This is a genomic window from Ruegeria sp. AB8 (assembly GCF_056542605.1).
On the sequence record NZ_JBQGAB010000001.1, the window covers coordinates 388,815 to 409,896 of the forward strand.

Here is a 21,082-nt window from a genome sequence, read left to right on the forward strand (position 1 = left end):
AACGCCTAGCAGAAACTCATAAAATTCGCTTTGATCGGCATCAAACTCTGACAGGCGCAACAGCCTGCCCACGCTCGCTTGCGCCCTTACCGATGGCCCCAATCGTCGGGATTGTCGGAGTTGTTTGGCGACAATCCCAAAACATCCCCCTTGGTCGAACACCCCAATCCCAAAACTGTCCGGTTGGCATAGGAAAAATAGGAACAGACCTGATTGATCTCGAGGATCTCTCCGTCGTCCCACCCCGCATCTCGCAAAGCGATCACATCGGCCTCGGTCAGTTCGGCCGGCGCTTCGGTCAGCTTGCGGGCATATCCCATCGCCGCCACCTGTGCCGCATCCAGTGGCGCCGTTTCCGGCTGTCGCGCCTCAATCGCTGCGCGTATGGCATCACCTCGCTCAGTGTCACCCAGCAACCTCTGCAACCCTTTGAAGTGATGTTCGACACAATAGCCGCACCGATTCAGCGAGCTGACCCAGACACCCAGGACTTCGAGAAACCATTTGGGAATCTGGTTGCCTGAATGGTGCAGCACGTTCTTGTAGATCGCCATGTGGCCTTCCATCGAATTCGGGCGCAGGCTGTGCGCCATCATGATGTTGTCCACGTTGTTGTCCGGGCCGGTCACTCGCTCATACAGCTTTCGCAACTTACCTTTCGCCTCGTCAAACGGAATGGTTTTGATCCAGCTCATTCGCAATCCTCTCTATGGGCCAAACGCCCTTGGCCGTGAACCCTCAGCGCTCTGTCGGGATATTGATGCCAAAGGAAAAGGCGGAACAAAAGTCCAGAAAACAGCAGACTAAGAAAAGTCCAGATCTGTCACGCTTGGGTCTTGCGGCAAACAAATGTCGTAGCCGACAACGGCATCGTCATTTCGGTTGGGCCAAAAGTGCGGTGCAGAGCAGACGCCATTTCCCAGGCAACGTCATCCGAAGAAACTCCGCCTCGGGATCTGATTTCATCAATCAATGGATTCCCGAAAACCAGAGCTTTCGCAAATGTCTCGGGTGCCTCAATGTGTTTGTTCAGTCGAATGGTCTCGTACCTGATGTCACCCCATCCTGCCTCGGCAAGGTCCGCCTTGACCAACTGTGGATCACCGTAGTGAAAGGGAACCTTATAAAACCCGGGCGGATCATCCGGAAAAAACTGTCGGGCCACTTCGTGAGCCATCTGCGAAAACGGGTTCTCGGACATTGCGCTCCACACGTTGAAAACGTAACGGCCGCCAGGCTTGATAACTCGGGCTGCCTCGCGGAACGAGGCAACTTTGTCGGGAAAGAACATCACTCCAAACTGGCAAACCATAAGATCGAAACGGGCTTCCTCAAATGGTAGATCCATTGCATCCGCGACTGAGAACCGGAGATTATCGCCCTCTTCGAGTTTCTTTTTTGCCACCTCCAGCATCGGCCCGTTCAGATCCGTCACCAGCAAACTGGCGTCCTTCGGTAATCTGTCGCGCAGCTTGCCACTGACAATTCCGGTGCCAGCCGCTAGTTCGATCACATTTGCCACGGCCTCTGCACAGCATTCGTCGACAAGCCGGTCTGCATAGTCGACAAAAATATTGGGCCCTAGCCCCTTGTCGTAATGCTCAGGAATCTCTCCAACAAAACCGGACGCGCTCGTGTTCATCAACCCACTCCTTTGCAATAAGGCCGTTGCTCGAACCCAGACTAGCAAATTACCGTCGATCAGGCGAAAACTCAGCCGCCAGCACATCTATCCACAACACCTCGCGCCCCTCTTCCCCCCGCACACATCACCTGCCATAATGGAGCAAACCCAAAAACAAGAGCAGCACCCATGCCCGACGATCTGTTGACGCCCAGCGCCACCGCCGCCTATGACGCCTCCTCGATTGAGGTGCTTGAAGGGCTGGAACCGGTCCGCAAACGCCCCGGCATGTATATCGGCGGCACGGACGAACGCGCTTTGCACCACATGGTTGCCGAAATCCTCGACAACTCGATGGACGAGGCCGTTGCGGGCCACGCCAACCGGATCGAGGTCGAACTGCACTCGGATTACGCTTTGACCGTGCGCGACAATGGGCGCGGTATACCGATCGATCCGCACCCAAAGTTCCCGGATAAATCGGCGCTGGAGGTCATTCTTTGTACCCTGCACGCGGGCGGTAAGTTCTCGGGCAAGGCCTACCAGACCTCGGGCGGTCTGCATGGCGTGGGTGCGTCCGTTGTCAACGCTTTGTCGGATTCGATGGTCGTGCAGGTCGCGCGCGATAAGACGCTGTTCGAACAGCGGTTCTCGCGCGGTATCCCGCTGGGCCCTGTCGAGAAAATCGGTGCGGCCCCCAACCGGCGCGGCACCACCGTCACCTTCCACCCGGATGAGGAAATATTCGGCCATCACCGGTTCAAACCGGCGAGGCTGTTCAAGTCCATCCGATCCAAGGCCTACCTGTTCTCGGGCGTCGAAATCCGCTGGAAATCCGCCATCGATGATGGTGAAACCCCGACCGAGGCGTCCTTTCACTTCCCCGGCGGTCTGTCGGACTATCTGAAAGAGACGATGAACGGTTCGTCCACCTATGCCGAGCAACCCTTTGCCGGCACCGTGGACTTTAACGAGAAATTCGGCGCCCCCGGCAAGGTCGAATGGGCGATCAACTGGACGCCCTCGCGCGACGGTTTCATCCAATCCTACTGTAACACCGTTCCCACGCCCGAAGGCGGCACCCATGTGGCCGGGTTCTGGGCCGCGGTCCTCAAGGGGATCAAGGCCTACGGGGAACTGATTAACAACAAAAAGGCCGGTCAGATCACCCGTGACGATCTGATCACCGGTGGCTGTGCGCTGGTGTCGTGTTTCATCAGCGAACCGGAATTCGTCGGCCAGACCAAGGACCGGCTGGCCACGGTCGAGGCACAACGGCTGGTCGAAAACTCGGTCCGCGACCATTTCGACAACTGGCTGGCCGCTGATACGAAATCCGCCGGGGCGATCCTCGACTTCCTCATCCTGAGGGCCGAGGAACGTCTGCGCCGACGGGCCGAGAAGGAAACACAACGCAAGTCCGCCACTAAGAAACTTCGTCTTCCCGGTAAGCTGGTGGACTGTAGTAGTTCAACACGCGACGGCACGGAATTATTCATCGTCGAGGGCGACTCGGCGGGCGGCTCCGCCAAAATGGGACGCGACCGCAAGACACAGGCCCTGCTGCCCCTGCGCGGCAAGATCCTGAACGTGCTGGGCGCCGCCAGTTCGAAACTGGGCACCAATGCCGAAATCAACGACCTGACGCAGGCTCTGGGTGTCGGCCTTGGCACCAAGTTCAACGTGGACGACCTGCGCTATGACAAGGTCATCATCATGACCGACGCGGATGTGGACGGGGCGCATATCGCCTCGCTGCTGATGACGTTCTTCTTCACCCAGATGCGCCCGATGATCGACGCGGGCCACCTGTATCTGGCCTGCCCGCCCCTCTACCGCCTGACCCAAGGCCCCAAGCGCGTCTATTGTCTGGACGAGGCCGAGCGGGATGAGTGGCTTGAGAAAGGTCTGGGCGGCAAAGGCAAGATCGACGTCTCACGCTTCAAAGGTCTGGGCGAAATGGACGCCAAGGACCTGAAAGAGACCACGATGGACCCGGCATCGCGCAAACTGATCCGCGTTACGATCGACGAGGACGAACCCGGCGAGACCGGCGACCTGGTCGAGCGTCTGATGGGTAAAAAACCCGAACTGCGGTTCCAGTACATTCAGGAAAACGCGCGGTTTGTGGAGGAGTTGGATGTCTAGGAGAAATAATGCTTCACCAAATGCTCGCCAGAATGGCGAGGGAGTTCGTTTTTGAACGAGCCAAATCTTTTGCCGGCAGCGATTTTGGGAATTTTGTTCGACACGACGTATCAATAGAAGCCAAGAAACAGTTAATATTTCTACCCTACGCGTTAAAGGTCAAATCTAGCGTTGGTGCAGGCAACTGGGCAGCTGTACCTTGGTTGGCTTTTTTTGACCCATTAGTTACTGAGAGCGCCACAAGAGGTTTTTACGTAGTTTACCTGATTAACGCACAATCAGAAGAAATTGTGCTGTCGATGAACCAAGGGACGACGGAAATATACAACGAGTTTGGCGAACGCAAAGGTCGTCAAGTTCTGCGCCGAAGAGCAATTGGCTTGGCGGAAAGGGTTCCAGAATTTGCCAAGCTGTTCTCTGTGGAACCAATTGATTTAGGCTCCACAGAGTCCCTACCGCTTGGGTATGAATCTGGCCATTCGTTTGGGCGCACCTATTCAGCAGCTCAAATCGATTCCGATCAGTTCTACAAAGACTTAGATACAATGCTGTCTGCCTATAATGCACTTGTAGATCGCGGTGGTACTACTCCCACAGACACCATGATGGAAGAAGCGGGAACAACAGACATAACAGAAACCCGCAAGTACTTTCTATCACGTCGCATAGAACGGACGCCGAATATTAGGAAGACCGTCCTTCAAGCGAGGGGTACTGTTTGCGAAGCATGCGGTATGGATCCTAAAATACACTTTGGCTTTGACGGTCCACTACAGAACACTCCGATAGACGTACATCACGCGAAGCCAATTAGCGGCTTGGCTGAAGGTGAAAGCCGTAGATATAGAATACCAGATGATTTCTTGGTTCTTTGTCCAACGTGCCATCGAATGATCCACAAGCAAACGGACGCTTCGGATGTAAATCTGCTGATAAACTCAATTCGATTTGAATATACGATCAAGAAGTAGATACGTCCGCCTTACAACTGGCTAACGACACTAGGTTTCATGTAACTGAATTGACCCATTTAAATGGAGTGGTTTATGCTGGCCAAAATTCATAGTTGACGCGTGACAACAGCCACCCTCCAAACACATCGCTTGCCTAACCCGCTGATCCCGTTCACACTTCCCCTCAATCCGTCACCAAAGAACGACATTTGAGGTTCCGAGCGTCCAAAACCCAATTTGACCACGAACAATTTTCCGAACGGGAGGACGACATGAAAACACTAACCCTCGGGCTGGCCTTTGCCGTGCTGGCCAGCCAGGCAAACGCGCAGCAGGCTCTGCTCACCGCGTCACCGATTCCGGTCGGGGCAGAGTTACGGTTCTGCTACTATCAGGGCATGGCCTATTCACTGGATTCCTTCGTGGTGATCTCGGGCGACAACACCGTCACCACTACCTCAACATCGCGAGAGGAACATCTGCTCCGCTGTGTCAAACGGGATGATGGCACGATGAGCTGGCGGCCACAAAGCAGCTTTCAGACCAGCCGGTGATGAAATGGCGGGCCTGCTAGCCCACCTTTCCATCCAACCAATCGGCAATCTGCCCGGCGGGTTTCTCCCAGCCGGGTTCCATGAACAAGAAATGCGCGTGATCCTTTGCGGGCATTAAGGTCGCGCGGTCTCCGTACAATTCCGCCAAAGCGCGGCAGGTGTCAGGGTTCACCGCCCGATCCTCGGTGCCTGAAACGATCAGCACGGGGCAGTCGACCTTGTCGATGTCGACCTTCATCGCGTGGTGGTCGTCGAACATCCAGAAGAACATCTCGAACATCACCCGGCCACTTTCGGCGCCCAACTGGTCAAACACCGCGTGTTGTTGCGCCTCGGGCATCTTGTTCAGCGCGAAGGGCGCCATCAGGTCGAACTCGACTCGCATGGGTTGCTTCCAGAACGCCCCGCCCTCCATCAGCGCGCGGGGGATGGCCCGTTCGTCGTCGGTTTCGGGCAAGGTGCCCCACGCTGCGTTCGGGTTGATAAGGACGATGGCGCTTGCCAACCCGCGCGAGGCCACCTGCTGGGCCACCACGCCCGCAATCGCATGGCCAAGGAGAACCGGCTTGCTGTCCAGTCCTTTCACAAATTCCGCGATGTCGTCCGCATAATCCATCACGCTGGTATCGGTCAGGCCCTGATCAGGCTCGGCCTTCGGATCTCCGCCGTGATGTCGCAATGCGGGTGTGTGGACGGTCCAGCCCCTGTCGCGGAAGAAACCCGCGTAATCCTGCATGCACCACGGCCCGGCAAAGGCCCCGTGGATCAGAACAATCTCTTTGGTCATGAAAACGCTCCCTCATCACTCCGACTCAATATGAGAGATCAGGGGCGCACTCAGCAAGATGGTCTTGGGGGGATTAAACGGCCAGCCCGATCAGCGCCACGCCAACGGCCATCAGAACCGCGGCCCCCAGCCGCCGCATCCAGTTGCCTTCTTTCAGGAAAATGAACCCGATCAACGCCGCGAAGATAACCGAGGTTTCGCGCAGCGCCGAAACCGCGCCCAGTGGGGCAAAGTTCTTGGCGTAAAGCACCAACCCGTAGGCCGCCATCGACACCAGGCCACCCAACAGGCCAACAACCCACACGTTCATAGGATAATCCGCCAGTTTCTTTCGCCTGCGGATGCCGACGAATCCGGCAATAAACAAGTGCAGAAAAGCCCCCCAGGCCCAGTAGCTGAGCGTGTTTCCCGACAAGCGCACCCCGATCCCGTCGAACACCGAATAGATCGAGATACACACCCCTGTGCCTATCGCGAACAACAGGGTCGAGCGCCCGAGCCCCGAACGTAATGCCCTCCAGTTGCTGAGCTGGATACCAACCGCGATCAAAGCAATCCCGGCCCAAGCCTGCAGGGGCAGCATTTCGCCCGCCAACAGCATCGCCCACAGGGACACCAGCGCCGGTACGATCCCGCGGGCGATGGGATAGACGACGCTCAGGTCACCGTGCTGATACGCCTTGCCCAGCATGAAATAGTACCCGAAATGCACGAAGGTCGAGATCAGGATGTAGGGGAAGCTCTCGGCGCTGGGCATGGGCAGTGCAGCAACCATGATCGCTCCGGGAATAGCCTGTCCAAGAGCCACCAAGCCCATGGTCGTGGTTCGGTCGGCCGCAGATTTGACTATTGCGTTCCAAACTGCATGCAGCATTGCAGCCGCCAAAGTGATGGCGATGACAAACGGGGTCACGTCCGAACCTTTCGTGAAACAAAACCGGCCCGCAAAACGGGCCGGTGTCCTATTGTCACAAAGAGAGGTGGATCACAACGCGGTGTTAAAGAGGTTTGTAAGGTTCTCTTTTGTGAGTTCGACCGGGTTTCCGCCGCAGGAGGGGTCGATGAGGGCGCCCTGGACGAGGTCCGGGATAGCGGCTTCGGTGACGCCCAGTTCGGAGAGCTTGCGCGGGATGCCGAGGCTGTCGTTGAAGTCCTGAACAAAGGCGCGGAAGCCGTCAAAGCCGCCATCGATGCCCAGATAGGCCGCGGCCTGCGCGAACCGGTCGGCGATGGCGGGGGCGTTGAAGTCCAGCACGGCGGGCATGCAGACCGCGTTGGTGGTCCCGTGATGGGTGTTGAAGTGCGCGCCGACGGGATGGCTCATGGCGTGGATCGCGCCCAGGCCCTTCTGGAAGGCGGTGGCGCCCATGGCGGCGGCGCTCATCATCTGGGCGCGGGCCTCGATATCGGTGCCGTCGGCATAGGCGCGCGGCAGGTAATCCTTGACCAGGCGCATCCCTTCCAAAGCGATGCCCTGGCTCATCGGATGGTAGTGTGGGCTGGAATAGGCCTCGACACAATGGGCAAAGGCATCCAGCCCGGTGCCTGCGGTGATGAACCTGGGCATGCCCACGGTCAGCTCCGGGTCACAGAGCACGACCGTTGGCAGCACTTTCGGGTGAAAGATGATCTTCTTGGCATGGGTTTCGGAGTTGGTGATGACGCTGGCGCGACCCACCTCCGATCCGGTGCCCGCGGTCGTCGGCACGGCGATGATCGGCGCGATGGCATCTGCGTCGGCGCGGGTCCACCAGTCGCCAATGTCTTCAAAATCCCAGACTGGCCGCATCTGACCCGCCATGAAGGCCACCATCTTGCCCAGATCCAGACCCGAGCCGCCGCCAAACGCGATCACCCCGTCATGGCCACCCGCGTTATAGGCCGCGACACCGGCCTCAAGGTTCTTCTCATTCGGGTTCGGGTCCACGTCGCTGAACAGGCCGCGCCCCAGACCGGCGGCCTCCATGATATCCAGCGTTGCCTTGGTGATCGGCAGATCGGCCAGCCCCTTGTCGGTGACCAGCAGCGGGCGTTTCATCCCGGCGGCCGCGCAGGCCTCGGGCAGTTCCCGGATTCGGCCTGCGCCGAATTTGATCGCGGTCGGATAAGACCAGTTTCCTTGAAGGCTCATGTCCTATTTTCTCTCAGTGTTCGGGCCCGTCCCGCAGAGGGGGAGAACGGGACGGGCGGGTATCCTCAGCCAGTCACTTTTTTTAGGTGATACGACTTTGGACGGGTCAGGTTGTGATAACCGATCACGGACAGTCCGCCGCCACGACCGGTATTCTTGCAGCCGGTCCAGCACAGGCCCGGGTCCAGGTAGTCGGCCCGGTTCATGAACACGGTGCCGGTCTCGATCCGGTCGCCGACCCGCGCGGCGCGGTCCACATCGCGGGTCCAGAGCGACGCGGTCAGGCCAAATTCGCTGTCATTCATCAGCGCGATGGCTTCTTCGTCCGAGGACACTTTCATGATGCCAACGACGGGGCCAAAGCTTTCGTCCCGCATCGCGCGCATGTCATGGGTGACGCCTGTAAGAATCTGGGGTGTCAGATAGGCGCCGCCATCATCCTCGGGGAAAGTGTCGATATGCGCCACCGCTCCAGCCGCAACCGCCTCGGCAATCTGCGCTCGCACCTCGTCGGCAAAGCGCACATTCGCCATCGGACCAATTGTCGTCCCGGTATCCAATGGGTTGCCTAGCTTATACCCCTTCACGATCTCAACAGCCTTGGCGACGAAGTCATCATACAGGCTTTCGTGCACATAGATCCGCTCAATCCCGCAGCAGCACTGGCCCGAATTGAACATCGCCCCGTCGATCAGCGTATCAACTGCCCCGTCCAGATCGGCATCCTCCATGACATAGCCCGGATCCTTGCCGCCCAGTTCCGTGCCGACACCGGTGAATGTCCCTGCCGCCGCGCATTCCATCGCCTGACCGCCCCCGACCGAGCCGGTGAAGTTCACGAAGTCGAACGCCTTGCCTGCGATCAGATCATTGGTCACGTCATGGCTCAGAAAAACATTCTGGAACACATCCTCGGGCACACCTGCCGAATGGAAGGCCTGCGCCATACGCTCCCCCACCAGCAGGGTCTGCGTGGCATGTTTCAGGATCACAGTGTTGCCCGCGATCAGCGCCGGTGCCACCGTGTTGATTGCGGTCATGTAGGGGTAGTTCCACGGCGCCACCACAAACACGACCCCGTGCGGGATGCGCTTGATATAGCGCCTGAACGTCTCATCCTCGCCCACCGCGATATCGGCCAGAGAGGTTGCGGCAATCTCGGCCATGTAACTGGCGCGCTCATTGAAGCCGCCGAACTCACCGCCATAGCGCACCGGGCGACCCATCATATGGGCCAATTCCGGCACGATCTCGTCGTTCATCGCGCCAACGGCGGCCACGCCCGCCATTACAAGATCAATCCGCTCCTGCAACGGCCGCGCCGCCCAGCCCGCCTGCGCCGCGCGGGCCTTTGCGGCCAGCTCAAACGCAGCTTCGCGCGACAGCACTTCCCGCTCGGCAAAAACCGATCCATCGACCGGAGAGATACACTTCAGTGTCTGGGCCATCCCAACCTCTTGACTGTTCGCAGGGCGCGCCCTGCTTCATCTTTTTCCAAATACTCTCGCCGAAGGCACCCGGGCGCGCAGCGCCCGCTCTCCCCTAGCCTACGCCCGCTCGAAGCCCCGGGCCACTTCCCAATCCGTCACCACGCGCTCGAATTCCTCAATCTCGACCTCGGCCGCGCGGGTATAGTGATCCACCACATCATCCCCCATAGCCCCGCGCAACATCGCCGAGCCATGCAGCGCGTTGCGCGCATCCTTCAAAGTGCCGGGGATCATGCCCGTGTCGCCCTGATAGACATCGCCCCTTGCAGGCGGTTGTAGCTCCAGCCCCTCTTCGATACCCGCAATCCCGGCCGCCAACATTCCGGCCATCGCCAGATAGGGGTTCATGTCCGACCCAGGGATCCGGCACTCGACCCGAACCGCCTTGGTGCCATCCCCGCACAGGCGGAACCCGGCGGTGCGGTTGTCCACCGACCAGATGATCCGCGTCGGCGCAAAGGTGCCCTTCATGAACCGCTTGTAGCTGTTGATGTAAGGCGCCATGAAGTACGTGTAATCGGCGGCGTATTTCAGCAGGCCCGCCATATAGCTTTTCATCAGCGCCGACACGCCCAGCTCATCTTCCGCGTCATAAAACGCGGGCTTGCCATCGGCCCAAAGCGACTGGTGCACGTGGGACGAACTGCCCACCTTGTCGTGATGCCATTTCGGCAGGAACGTCGCCGCATGGCCATGCTGCCAGGCGATCTCTTTCACCGCGTTTTTGGCAATCGAGTGATATTCCGCCGTATCCATCGCCGGAGCGTATTTGATGTTCAGCTCTTCCTGCCCGGTCTCGGCCTCACCCTTCGAGTTTTCGACCGGAATGCCCGCATTCCACAGATGGTTGCGGATCGGTCGCATCACATGCTCTTCCTTGGTGGTCTGCAGGATGTGATAATCCTCGTTATAGCCCGAGATCGGTTGCAGATCGCGGAACCCCTCCTTGCGGATCGCATCAAAGCTCTTTTCGAACAGGAAAAACTCCAGCTCGGTGGCGCACATCGCCTCATAGCCCATCGCCTTCAGGCGGTTCACCTGCTTCTTCAGGATCGAACGCGGCGCATGCGGCACCTCTTCATGCGTGTGATGATCCAGCACATCACACATCACCATCACCGTCCCCTCAAGCCACGGCACCGGCCGCAGCGTGTCCAGATCCGGCTTCATGACGTAGTCGCCGTATCCCCGCTCCCAGCTGGTCGAGGCATACCCGTCCGGCGTCCCCATCTCGAGGTCCGTCGCCAGCAGATAGTTGCAGCAATGCGTCTCTTCCCACGCACCCGCAACAAAATGACCCCCATGAAACCGCTTCCCCATCAAACGGCCCTGCATGTCAACAAAACAAACCAAGACTGTATCAATGTCACCGGATGCGACCTGGGATTTCAGGGTTTCGAATGTCAAAGTTGCGGTCATGAAACAAACCTCTAGCTGCTGACGGGGGCACCAAACGCGGTGCCCCCGAGTTTGGTATCAATCGAAGGTATAGGGAGCACCGGCCTGGTTGATGACCGAGTTGTACTCGCGGAAGATGCCAACAATCTTCTGGTGAATCTCGCCTTCCTGCGCGACCTCATCCCAGAATTCGATAGCTGCGTTTTCAACCTCTTTCCATTCCGAGGCCGGAACTTGCCGCAGTTCCAGCTTGTCGCCGTTGGCACGCAACGCCGCTTCGCCACCCCAGTACCACTGGTTGCGATAGGTGTGGCCCGCCTCGATCCCGGCCATGACAACCGATTTCAGGTGATCGGGCAGTTCGGCCCAGCGTTCCTGATTTGCGAACCACGAACCGATCCAGGCACCCGAGATGTTGTTGGTCAGGAAGTAGTCGGTCACATCGGCCCAGCCCACGGTGTAATCTTCGGTGATGCCCGACCATGCCATACCGTCCAGCTCTCCGGTCTGAACCGCCACTTCGGCATCCTCGTAAGGAATGTTCACCGGCACGACGCCAAACTTGGCCAGGAAGCGACCCGCCGTCGGGAAGGTGTACAGCTTCAGCCCGTCCAGATCGCCGAGCGTCTTGATTTCCTTCTTGGTGTTGAAGTTGCACGGGTCCTGACCCGCAGCAGACAACCACGCCACACCGACCTTTTCGTATTCTGACCGCCAGATATCGGCCAGACCGTACTGATTGAACAGCACGGGCACATCAAGGATATGTTTCGTCGCAAAGGGGAAGTAGCCGCCGAACTGGCGCAGCGGGGTCGGCGACGCCATCGAGTCGTCGTCCGAATGCACCCCGTCGATGGTACCGCGCTGCAGCGCCTGGAACAGTTCGCCGGTGGGAACGATCTGATCGGCAAAATACAGCTCGATCTCAAGTTCGCCATTTGCGTTGGCGTTGATGTAGTCGATGGCAGGCTTGGTCACGTGCTCGCCCAATGCGCTGCCGGCGTAGGTCTGGAACCGCCACTTGATAGCCGACTGTGCTTTGACGATTGCAGGGCTTGCCAGAGTGGCCGCCCCGGCCAGCCCCGCCGACCTTAGAAATCTGCGTCTTGTTGTCATTATCCTTCTCCTCTGTTTAGTCGAACTGAGTTTCGCCCCTTTGCGGGGTCTTCTGGCTTATTTTCCATAGACATAATTCGGCAGCCAAAGCGCGATTTCGGGGAAGATGATGATCGTTGCCAAGGCGCAGGCCATCACCAGAACAAAAGGAATGATCGAGCCATAGATGTCGCGCAGCGTAATTTCCGGCGGGGCCATCGCCCGCATCAGGAACAGGTTATAGCCAAACGGCGGCGTCATATACGCGATCTGCGTGGTGATGGTGTAGAGAACGCCGTACCAGATCAGGTCAAAGCCCAGCTCTCCGACCAGCGGCACATATAGCGGGGCCACGATCACCAGCATCGCGGTGTCGTCCAGGAACGTGCCCATCAGGATAAAGCTGAGCTGCATCAGGACAAGGATCATCCAAGGGGATAGCCCCAGCTTTTCGGTGAACAGGCTTTCGATGGCCTTGACCGCACCCAGCCCGTCGAACACGGCACCAAACGCCAACGCCGCCAGAATGATCCACATGAACATGCAGGATATTCCCAGCGTATGCCGCATCGAGTTTTCAAACACTTCGCGGGTCAGGCGCCCTTTCAGCGCTGCTGCCAGCAGCGCCGTGATCGCACCAATGGCCGAAGATTCAACCAGCGAAGTCCAGCCGTTCACGAAGGGGACCATCATCACCATGAAAATCCCGACCGGCAGTAATCCGGCCTGCAGAAGGCGCAGCTTCTCTCTCAGTGGGATATCGCGTTCTTCGGCTGGCAGAACCGGGCCCAGCGACGGGGTGATCCGGCACCGGATGATGATATAGATGATGAACATGGCGGCCATCATCAGGCCGGGAAGAACCCCGGCCAGCCAAAGCTGACCAACCGGCTGACGTGCGATCATGGCATAGAGAACCAGAACCACAGATGGCGGCACCAGAATTCCTAATGATGACCCTGCCTGGATCACCCCGGTGACCATGCGTTTGTCGTAGTTCCGCCGCAGCAGTTCCGGCAGAGCAATCGTGGCCCCGATGGCCATGCCCGCAACGGACAGCCCGTTCATCGCCGAAATCAGCACCATCAGCCCGATGGTTCCGACCGCCAGCCCGCCCGACAGTCCGCCCATCCAGACATGGAACATCTTGTACAGATCATCCGCGATCCGGCTTTCGGACAGGATGTATCCCATGAAGATGAACATCGGCAGTGTCAGCAGCGGATACCACTTCATAACCTTGATCGCAGCCGCGAACCCAAGATCATAACCGCCCCGGTCCCCCCACAGGAACAAGGCAGACACCACAGCGACAAAGCCGATCGCGCCAAACACCCGCTGACCTGTCAGCAGCATCAACATCATTGATGCGAACATCAGCAAGGCAATCATCTCGTAGGACATCAGATTACCTCTCGGGGGATGTCGTGGCCGCAAAGGCGCAGGATGTCTTTGAAGAACTCGGAAATGGCCTGCAAAAGCATCAGGAAGATGCCGACAACCATGATCAGTTTGACCGGCCACAGATACGGCCGCCAGATGGTTGCGCTGCGCTCTCCTCCGTATTGGAACGAGTACATCAGGCTGTCCCAGCCGCCCCACAACAGGATGATCAGATAGACAATAAGGAACATGACGGTAAACGCGTCAGTCCACGCCTTGCGCCGATGGGACCATTCTCCGTACAGCAGATCCATCCGCACATTCGACCCCATCTGGATCGAGTACGGCCCGCCAAGCATGTAGTAGGCAACCATCGCGAACTGCGCCATTTCCAGGGTCCACAGCGACGGAACAAAAAAGGTTTTCGAGATTGAAGACCACAGCAGGATCGCCATCATGGCGAACAACCCCCACATCATCACGCGGCCAACCCTGTGATTGACCGCGTCGATGACCCGCACATATATCTCCATCGCCCGGATCACATTTCCGTCCTTTCCCCGAAATCGTTCAACGTGCGGCTGATCCATGGCACAAGACACGCCGCCATCGCCTTTTGCTGATCTTCCGTTCGGATCAGATCATTCCGGATCTCGATCATCACATTCAAAAGCCCATTGGGCCTCGCCTGCGCATCCAGCGTATGCGCTACGCCGTCCGCGGCCGAGTATGGCTCGTTCAGGCGGGTTTCAAACTTCAGATCAACAGGTGCAGACGCCATCATGGCCTGCGCAAACCGGTCATCTTCGCCATGCAACAACCCCAGCTCTACCGATCGGGGCTTGCCGTGATAGACCGGCGTGAAACTGTGGACCGTCACCATCAGCCGCAATGTGTTGCGATGCGATTGAATCTGATTGGATAAGCCGGCGCAAAAGGGCCTGTAAACATTGTCTATTCTGTCCTGCCGCTGCTGCGGGGTCAGATCGGCGTTGGCGGGGATTCGGATATCTTCGCTTTTCACCACCATCGCCCCGATCGCTTCGGGCGGGCGGTTGCAATCATAGACAAGCCGAGACACTCCGCCATGAACCAATACCGCAGACATGCCCGCCGCGATCAGCCGGGCTACCGCCAACGCCCCTGGATCCCACGCGATATGGCTTTCCAGTGCCGCAGCGGGCAACCCCAGATCTCCCAGCGCTTCGGGAACACGGTTCGACGCATGCTCGCACACCACAACCACGGCGGGAGCATCGTTTTTCGCTTCGATATGAACGACCGGTCCGTAGTCCAATGTGCAATCCCGTGATTCCAGAAAGCGCCCCAGATTGGGCGTGTGGAAAAAATTCCACATCGGACATTCACCTGTCAATATTTTTCCTGTACAAATTTCTCCAACCTTGATTGCAGTGAAAAAATATTCACATCACAGTCGACGTCATCAAACAGGAGGGTCCAACCGTGCGGGTAACGGACAGGCTGCTGACACACCGGGACAAGCTGACCCCATCCGAAAGGCAACTGGTCAGTGTGTTGCTGGATGACTATCCGATGGCCGGTTTGGGCAGCATAACAGAACTGGCCAGCACGGCGGGGGTTTCCACCACGACAGTCGCGCGCATGTTGCAGAAAACCGGGTTTGACGGCTACCCGCAGTTTCAGGCAGCGCTGCGCCACGAGGTTAAAGAGATGATCTCGGGGCCCGAGGCCAAGCGCGATCTCTGGCAGAACGATCTGCCCGAGGAACACATCCTGAATCGCTATTCGGGGCGAACGCTGGAAAACCAGAAACGCACGATCGACGAAGTGGATCCGGCGGAATTTGACAGTTTCTGCAGGTTGCTGTGCGACCCGGACCGGCGCATTTTCCTAACCGGAGGAAGAATAACCGGCACACTGGCGCAGTATCTCTACCTGCACCTGCAAATGATCCGGCCGGATGTCAGAATGCTGCCTGTTGCCGCCTCGTGGACACATGACTTGCTGGACGTGCGTAAAGGGGATGTCCTGATCGCGCTGGATGTCCGGCGGTATGAAAACTCGACCTTGCTGATCGGGCAGCTCTGCCATGAGCGTGAGGCGGAAATTGTGCTGTTCACTGATCAATGGCGCTCACCCATTCACAGGCTGGCCAAGCACACGTTCAGCGCACGCATCTCGGTACCGTCAGCGTGGGACTCGATGGCCGCCATTCTGGTTTTGATGGAGTGCGCCATTGCCGAAGTACAGGAACGTCTGTGGGATTCGGTGAAAGCGCGGACCGACGAGCTGGAACAGGCCTTCGACCGCACGAAACTCTTTCGGAAATTCGGGCAGAGCTCAGGGTCTTAACATCTGCCGAATGGCGACCCATCCCAATCGGTACAACTGCCCGTGAACACTGTTGCCAGCCGGACGGCAGTCCGTACACTTTGAACCCATGACGTTCATTACGGAAAACCAGCTGCCACTGCTGATCCTGTTCTTTCTGGTGGGTTCGGTCGGAACGGCATTTTTGTTTCGCAAGCCGGCCGGGCACCGGGCCTGGAAACTTGCCGACTTGGTCTGGGTCGTGCTGGGCGGCATCGGCGCGCTGGTGGCGGTGCTGGCGGGCCTTTATACCTCGGACAGTTCTCGGCTGGACCGGCAGATCGACGTGGCCTATGCAGCAACGCTGGCCTTTGACCGCGATGCGGCGCGGTTCCGGCTGCGGTTCTGCGACCCGGCCTATGACCCGGATACAGCAGTTTTGTGCGACAAGGTCGAGTTCCTGTCGGCTTCAACCGCCAGCAATGCCGATCTACCCCTGTTCATTGCCGTCACGAACGAGGTTGCGCCGCTTCAAGGTCTGCATTTTCTGTTCGGAACCGGGGCCAAGGACGACATGGACGAAATGCGCGACATGGCCGCCACGGCCGACGCTTTCAACATCGACCAGTTTCTTGTCTTCACCTCGTTGGATGAAAAAACCCAGACCGCAATCGACAACATGCGTCGCAAAGTGCCTGCAATCGCCGGGGACTATCTTATTCTGGCGCAAAGCTATGATGACCTGATCGAACAGGTCGGCAAGCTGAAGGATGAATGGGAATACCTGCAGGCCAACGCGCATATTCTGGTTCTGCAGATCGTCGCTTTGTGCCTGGTCAGTTTCGCCGCTCCGTTCCGGCTGGGCAAATCGCTGGTCGAACTGCGCGCCGCATTCAACGCCGATACTGCTGTGCCAGTTGTTCCGGATCGGCCCCCAGAAAATAGCGAAACACCAGCCACAGGTTCCGCCCACCCCGACGCAGCCAGCCCAGACGCTCATAGCGCTCCGCGCTCGTAACGGCACGTACGGGCAGGATGCGCACGCGCGGCAGCGCCCGGACCAGCGCGACATCCTCCATCAAAGGCTGATCCTTGTAGCCGCCAGCAGCAAGATAGGTTTTGCGCGGCACCAGCAACCCCTGATCGCCATAGGGCAAGCCAAACAGGCGGCTGCGCAGATTGGCCCAGCCGGCGACCCATCGGGGGGCAAATCCCCGGGCCTGAAACTGCAGCAGAAACGCAGCCGGTGCTCCGGTTTCCAGATGTGAGGCCACCGCGTCGCTCCACCCATTTTGCAGGACCGTATCCGCGTGCAAAATCATCAACCACTCAGCCGAAGCCGCCTGACATCCGCGCCGCAATTGTCCACCGCGCGAAGGCGCGCCTTCTACGATCCTGGCCCCGGCCTCCTCCGCCATGGCCAACGTCTCATCCGTTGACCCTCCATCGGTAATCACTAACTCGCGGATAAGACCCACCTGCACCCCTTCCATCAGCGATTGCAAGGTTCCGGGCAACGAGCCAGAGGCGTTCAGGGTCGGGATCACGATGCTGATTGGCGCGGGCACGTCCGTTAACCTCTGGTCATGGTCACGGAAACTCCTATATCACGGAGCCCAAGGAAATGACGAGGACCACCCCATGCCCAATCGCCGCATTCTGCGCCTTTCCGGTAAGGACACTGACAGCTTTTTGCAGGGGCTGGTCACGAATGACGTCAACAAGCTGGCCAATGGCCTCGTCTACGCCGCATTGCTGACGCCGCAGGGCAAATACCTGGCCGATTTCTTTCTGAAACGGGACGGGGATGCCATTTTGCTGGACGTTGCCGAAGAATTGGCGGACGGGGTGGCCAAACGGCTGGGCATGTACAAACTGCGCGCCGATGTGACCATCGAAAACAGTGATTTGAACGTTCAACGCGGAACCGGGCCTGCACCCGAAGGCGCCCTGCCCGACCCGCGCCATACCGAACTGGGTTGGCGTGCTTACACATCTGCGGCAGAAAGTGATGATGGCACTGACTGGGACGCGATAAGGGTGCGGCGCTGCATTCCGGAAACCGGGGTCGAACTGACACCCGACACCTTTATCCTTGAAGCCGGGTTCGAAGCGCTGAACGGCGTGGATTTCAAGAAAGGCTGCTATGTTGGGCAGGAAGTCACCGCCCGCATGAAGCACAAGACCGAACTGCGCAAAGGTCTGCGCGGGGTGAGCGTTGATGGCATTGCGGCGGTCGGAACCCCGATTACCTCAGGCGGAAAACCTGCCGGGACCCTTTTCACCCAGTCCAATGGCCTAGGGATCGCCTACCTGCGCCTGGACCGCGCCGGGGACGACATGATAGCCGAAGACGCGAAGGTTACATTGGCCCCTTAACATGTTGCCAAAGCGGCACGACTGCGCCCAGGAACTCTGCCCTGCCCTTTGAACATGGCCACCCGCGCTGTCACACTGGTTTGAGTTCAGCAAACCGGATGCTTCAATGTTTCAGCTATACAGAGCGATCTGGCGTGCCAGCGCCGGGCGGCAGATCTTCCTAATCGTTTTGTCCATCGCAATCGCAGGTCTGGCAGCCGTTCCGCTGGAGTTTCAGCGCGATATCATCAACCACCTCACCTCGGACGATGTCACGACGGAAAAGCTGATTTATCTGGGCACGGGAATGATGTCCGTCATTCTGCTCAGCCTCGCGCTGAAATGGCTTTTGGGGTTTCGCGCCGGAACACTGGGCGAGGACATGATCCGCATGATCCGCCAGCGGTTGCTGGTGCGGGCCTCGGATGTAAAGGCGTCAGGCGAGGCTGTTCGCAAGGGAACCATGACCACCGCCATTTCGGCCGAAGCCGAAGAACTGGGTAAATTCGCCGGCGGCGCGTTTTCAGACCCCGTGGTTCAAATCGGAACCCTGATCAGCGTGATCGGCTATATCTCTTCGACCCAACCGGGTCTGGGCATGATCGCCTTTTCGATGATCGTCCCGCAAATCATCATCGTGCTGATCTCGCAGCGTAAGGTGAACGTCTTTGTCGCCGAGCGAGTTCATATCCTGCGAGGCGCAACCGACAAGCTGACCATCGAGGAGATCGACGCAGTCTCGAAAGAGGTCGACGCCTTGTTCGATGATATTTATGAAACCCGGCGCAGAATGTTCTTCTGGAAGCTGTCCGCCAAGTTTCTGCTTAGCGTCATCAATGGGGCCGGAACTGTCGGCGTGCTGATGCTGGGCGGCTATCTCGTGCTGAACGGCAAAACGGATGTCGGGACGGTCGTCGCAGCCACGAGCGGGCTTGGCCGAATTCAGGGCCCTACCGCGTTCCTGATCGCGTTCTACCGGCAGGTCAGCGCAAACCGCATCAAATACGAACTCATGCTCGAGCTTTTCGGCCCACACCCGGAGCGCTATCGGCAGATCGAAAGAAGTAGGTAAAGAAAAACCGCGCAGTACGGAACCGCGCGGTTTTTCACTTTTCGAACAAAGGGCGCGTTATGCGCGCTCGGAATATTCCATGGTTTCGGTGTTCACGACGATCATTTCGTCCTGCCCGATGAAGGGCGGCACCATGACCTTGACACCGTTGTCCAGAATGGCCGGCTTGAACGAATTCGCGGCGGTCTGGCCTTTGACGACCGGCTCGGTCTCGACAATTTTGCAGGTCACTTTTTGCGGCAGCGTGGCGTTCAATGCTTCGCTTTCATAGAATTCGACAACAATTGTCATGCCGTCCTGCAGAAACGGGCGGCGCTCGCCCAGCAGATCGGCAGGCAGTTCGATCTGCTCATAGGTTTCGGAATCCATGAACACCAGCATGCCATCGGATTCGTACAGGAACTGCTGATCTTTCTGCTCAAGGCGGACGCGTTCGACCTTGTCTGCCGAGCGGAATCGTTCGTTCAACTTCGAGCCGTTGCGCAGGTTACGCAGTTCGACCTGGGCAAAAGCACCACCTTTACCGGGCTTTACGTGGTCAACTTTGACCGCGGCCCAAAGCCCGTCGTTATGCTCAAGCACATTGCCGGGGCGAATTTCGTTCCCATTTATCTTGGGCATTACATAAATCCTTCACAAACGGTTGATGCGTCAGTTCCCGTCCCTATATCTGGCGTGACCACACCTGACAAGACAACGACACCTAGTGCTGCACTTGCAGCAAGCCATGCACATGACGCAACGCAACTATGCATTTTAAGTGTATCCGAATCGCACCTAATAGGTCATAAGAGCCGCCACGCCGAAAATGCAAGAGCAAGAACAACAAGGATTGACGAGATGAGAGATTTCGTTGACGGCACTGCCTTTAACAACGAGCAAGGCAATCGTGCTCGCAAACTTTTTGCAGCCGTTGTTTTGGCTGCTTTGGACGATGCCATTGCCGATGACAAGAAATACGGCAACGGCCCGGAACAAATCGCCCGCTGGGCCCGTTCGCGCGATGGTCGCGAGGTGCTGTCCTGCGCGGGTATCGACCCCAACGAGCGGGTCGTCAGCGGACTGATGGAGTTCGTTGGCCGTGGCGTGCGCACTTCGGTCGCGCTGTCGCGTGAAGAAAGCGAGCGTCGCAACGCCGCACAGCAAGCTGAAGCCGCCTGATCAACGGCGTCTTCCGGTGAAAAAACGCGCCCCCAACTACGGGCGCGTTTTTCTTTTGAACGCTTCAGAAGAACAAAAGCCACTGGCGCGCGACCCAGATCTCGGCTGCCAGCATTGCCGCAAAGAACAGCTTGGCTGAAACCGACAACCCTCTTTGCCACAACAGCAGGTATGAACCTGCACAGACCGCGACGGACACAGGCGCGACCCATAGGGCGTGATGTGTGCTGTCCCAATAGCTGACCGGGCTATCAAACACCCAGTCCGTCAGGGGCCAGAGGTGCGGGCGACCATCCCCTGCGTGCAGCAGGAAATCCATCGTCACATGCAATAGCGCGGCCAGGGTGGCTACGATCAGTAAGCGCCAACCGCGCCAGATACCGATCAGCAACATCGCCGCCCACAGAAAGAAGGAATTGTCGATTGCAAAGACCGTTTGCCATGATTTCGAGTAGTAGAGCTGGCCGAAAACCACCTGTTCAGGAATGCCCAGAACAAACAGCGACACGCCAGCCATAAGATAGAGCGACAAATCCGGCAGCAGAGACCCCAGCAAAGCCGCCGATAAGGTTCGGCCCCGGGCTGGTCGCGCAACTGCGGCCGCACCGATCAAAAGATGCGCGGGCGTATTCATCC

General features: G+C 58.2%; 21 protein-coding genes and 1 pseudogene. 8 read left to right on the plus strand and 14 right to left on the minus strand.

Annotated elements, in window-relative coordinates; genetic code table 11:
• Nucleotides 1–86: 86 nt before the first annotated feature.
• Together ACR0CG_RS01925 and ACR0CG_RS01930 are read right to left on the minus strand one after the other, a co-directional pair.
• Entirely contained in the window at nucleotides 87–695 is a 609-nt protein-coding gene (locus ACR0CG_RS01925; RefSeq protein ID WP_480522586.1) for a carboxymuconolactone decarboxylase family protein, read from the minus strand.
• A gap of 128 nt (nucleotides 696–823) precedes the next feature.
• A complete protein-coding gene (locus ACR0CG_RS01930) occupies nucleotides 824–1,642 on the minus strand; it encodes a class I SAM-dependent methyltransferase (protein WP_480522587.1) in 819 nt (272 codons plus the stop codon).
• A 171-nt stretch (nucleotides 1,643–1,813) separates the two neighbouring features.
• On the opposite strand from ACR0CG_RS01930, the gene parE reads away from it, so the two are divergent.
• The 3 genes from parE to ACR0CG_RS01945 all read left to right on the plus strand — a co-directional run bounded on the left by parE (nucleotide 1,814) and on the right by ACR0CG_RS01945 (nucleotide 5,279).
• A complete protein-coding gene (gene parE / locus ACR0CG_RS01935) occupies nucleotides 1,814–3,772 on the plus strand; it encodes a DNA topoisomerase IV subunit B (RefSeq protein WP_480522589.1) in 1,959 nt (652 codons plus the stop codon).
• An 8-nt stretch (nucleotides 3,773–3,780) separates the two neighbouring features.
• Complete coding sequence (locus ACR0CG_RS01940; protein ID WP_480522590.1) at nucleotides 3,781–4,743, plus strand: MrcB family domain-containing protein; 963 nt, start codon at nucleotides 3,781–3,783, stop codon at nucleotides 4,741–4,743.
• Between the two features lie 254 nt (nucleotides 4,744–4,997).
• The gene (locus tag ACR0CG_RS01945; RefSeq protein WP_170676297.1) at nucleotides 4,998–5,279 is read left to right on the plus strand and encodes a hypothetical protein; all 282 of its coding nucleotides are present in this window, start codon (nucleotides 4,998–5,000) and stop codon (nucleotides 5,277–5,279) included.
• A gap of 16 nt (nucleotides 5,280–5,295) precedes the next feature.
• On the opposite strand, the gene ACR0CG_RS01950 is transcribed toward ACR0CG_RS01945, so the two are convergent.
• From ACR0CG_RS01950 to ACR0CG_RS01990, 9 genes are all read right to left on the minus strand, one after another.
• Nucleotides 5,296–6,066: an alpha/beta hydrolase gene (locus ACR0CG_RS01950; protein WP_480522592.1), complete on the minus strand. Its 771-nt coding sequence runs from the start codon at nucleotides 6,064–6,066 to the stop codon at nucleotides 5,296–5,298.
• A 73-nt stretch (nucleotides 6,067–6,139) separates the two neighbouring features.
• A complete protein-coding gene (locus ACR0CG_RS01955; protein WP_480522594.1) occupies nucleotides 6,140–6,979 on the minus strand; it encodes an EamA family transporter in 840 nt (279 codons plus the stop codon).
• 72 nt (nucleotides 6,980–7,051) lie between these two features.
• The gene (locus tag ACR0CG_RS01960; protein WP_480522596.1) at nucleotides 7,052–8,197 is read right to left on the minus strand and encodes an iron-containing alcohol dehydrogenase; all 1,146 of its coding nucleotides are present in this window, start codon (nucleotides 8,195–8,197) and stop codon (nucleotides 7,052–7,054) included.
• A 65-nt stretch (nucleotides 8,198–8,262) separates the two neighbouring features.
• Nucleotides 8,263–9,645: an aldehyde dehydrogenase family protein gene (locus ACR0CG_RS01965; protein ID WP_480522598.1), complete on the minus strand. Its 1,383-nt coding sequence runs from the start codon at nucleotides 9,643–9,645 to the stop codon at nucleotides 8,263–8,265.
• A 99-nt stretch (nucleotides 9,646–9,744) separates the two neighbouring features.
• Nucleotides 9,745–11,106, minus strand: a complete 1,362-nt coding sequence (locus tag ACR0CG_RS01970) for a glutamine synthetase family protein (protein WP_480522600.1) — start codon at nucleotides 11,104–11,106, stop codon at nucleotides 9,745–9,747.
• A 57-nt stretch (nucleotides 11,107–11,163) separates the two neighbouring features.
• A complete protein-coding gene (locus ACR0CG_RS01975) occupies nucleotides 11,164–12,201 on the minus strand; it encodes a TRAP transporter substrate-binding protein (RefSeq protein ID WP_170610097.1) in 1,038 nt (345 codons plus the stop codon).
• A 57-nt stretch (nucleotides 12,202–12,258) separates the two neighbouring features.
• A complete protein-coding gene (locus ACR0CG_RS01980; protein WP_170610096.1) occupies nucleotides 12,259–13,584 on the minus strand; it encodes a TRAP transporter large permease in 1,326 nt (441 codons plus the stop codon).
• Nucleotides 13,584–14,108 carry a TRAP transporter small permease subunit gene (locus ACR0CG_RS01985; RefSeq protein ID WP_321252206.1) on the minus strand — a complete coding sequence of 175 codons (525 nt, stop codon included), beginning with the start codon at nucleotides 14,106–14,108 and terminating at the stop codon, nucleotides 13,584–13,586. The genes ACR0CG_RS01980 and ACR0CG_RS01985 overlap by 1 nt, the downstream gene beginning before the upstream one ends.
• Nucleotides 14,105–14,920 carry an N-formylglutamate amidohydrolase gene (locus ACR0CG_RS01990; RefSeq protein ID WP_480522603.1) on the minus strand — a complete coding sequence of 272 codons (816 nt, stop codon included), beginning with the start codon at nucleotides 14,918–14,920 and terminating at the stop codon, nucleotides 14,105–14,107. The genes ACR0CG_RS01985 and ACR0CG_RS01990 overlap by 4 nt, the downstream gene beginning before the upstream one ends.
• Nucleotides 14,921–15,027: 107 nt before the next feature.
• Here ACR0CG_RS01990 and ACR0CG_RS01995 point away from each other — a divergent pair, with 107 nt between their 5' ends.
• Nucleotides 15,028–15,897 (plus strand): MurR/RpiR family transcriptional regulator, encoded by an 870-nt coding sequence (locus tag ACR0CG_RS01995; protein ID WP_480522605.1) that lies wholly within the window; start codon nucleotides 15,028–15,030, stop codon nucleotides 15,895–15,897.
• A gap of 88 nt (nucleotides 15,898–15,985) precedes the next feature.
• Nucleotides 15,986–16,741, plus strand: a pseudogene (locus ACR0CG_RS02000) (hypothetical protein); the annotation flags it as partial.
• A gap of 7 nt (nucleotides 16,742–16,748) precedes the next feature.
• Here the strand turns inward: ACR0CG_RS02000 and ACR0CG_RS02005 are convergent.
• The gene (locus tag ACR0CG_RS02005; RefSeq protein ID WP_480522607.1) at nucleotides 16,749–17,423 is read right to left on the minus strand and encodes a TIGR04283 family arsenosugar biosynthesis glycosyltransferase; all 675 of its coding nucleotides are present in this window, start codon (nucleotides 17,421–17,423) and stop codon (nucleotides 16,749–16,751) included.
• 73 nt (nucleotides 17,424–17,496) lie between these two features.
• Between ACR0CG_RS02005 and ygfZ the strand changes: the two genes are divergently transcribed.
• Together ygfZ and ACR0CG_RS02015 are read left to right on the plus strand one after the other, a co-directional pair.
• Nucleotides 17,497–18,234, plus strand: a complete 738-nt coding sequence (ygfZ, locus tag ACR0CG_RS02010; RefSeq protein WP_480522609.1) for a CAF17-like 4Fe-4S cluster assembly/insertion protein YgfZ — start codon at nucleotides 17,497–17,499, stop codon at nucleotides 18,232–18,234.
• 106 nt (nucleotides 18,235–18,340) lie between these two features.
• Nucleotides 18,341–19,285 carry an ABC transporter transmembrane domain-containing protein gene (locus ACR0CG_RS02015; RefSeq protein ID WP_480522611.1) on the plus strand — a complete coding sequence of 315 codons (945 nt, stop codon included), beginning with the start codon at nucleotides 18,341–18,343 and terminating at the stop codon, nucleotides 19,283–19,285.
• 57 nt (nucleotides 19,286–19,342) lie between these two features.
• Here ACR0CG_RS02015 and efp read toward each other — a convergent pair whose 3' ends face one another.
• Nucleotides 19,343–19,906: an elongation factor P gene (gene efp / locus ACR0CG_RS02020; RefSeq protein WP_170610085.1), complete on the minus strand. Its 564-nt coding sequence runs from the start codon at nucleotides 19,904–19,906 to the stop codon at nucleotides 19,343–19,345.
• 219 nt (nucleotides 19,907–20,125) lie between these two features.
• Here efp and ACR0CG_RS02025 point away from each other — a divergent pair, with 219 nt between their 5' ends.
• Nucleotides 20,126–20,446, plus strand: a complete 321-nt coding sequence (locus ACR0CG_RS02025; protein WP_037310273.1) for a DUF6280 family protein — start codon at nucleotides 20,126–20,128, stop codon at nucleotides 20,444–20,446.
• 64 nt (nucleotides 20,447–20,510) lie between these two features.
• Here the strand turns inward: ACR0CG_RS02025 and ACR0CG_RS02030 are convergent, their stop codons facing one another.
• Complete coding sequence (locus tag ACR0CG_RS02030) at nucleotides 20,511–21,080, minus strand: cobalamin biosynthesis protein CobQ (RefSeq protein WP_480522613.1); 570 nt, start codon at nucleotides 21,078–21,080, stop codon at nucleotides 20,511–20,513.
• Nucleotides 21,081–21,082 lie beyond the last annotated feature (2 nt).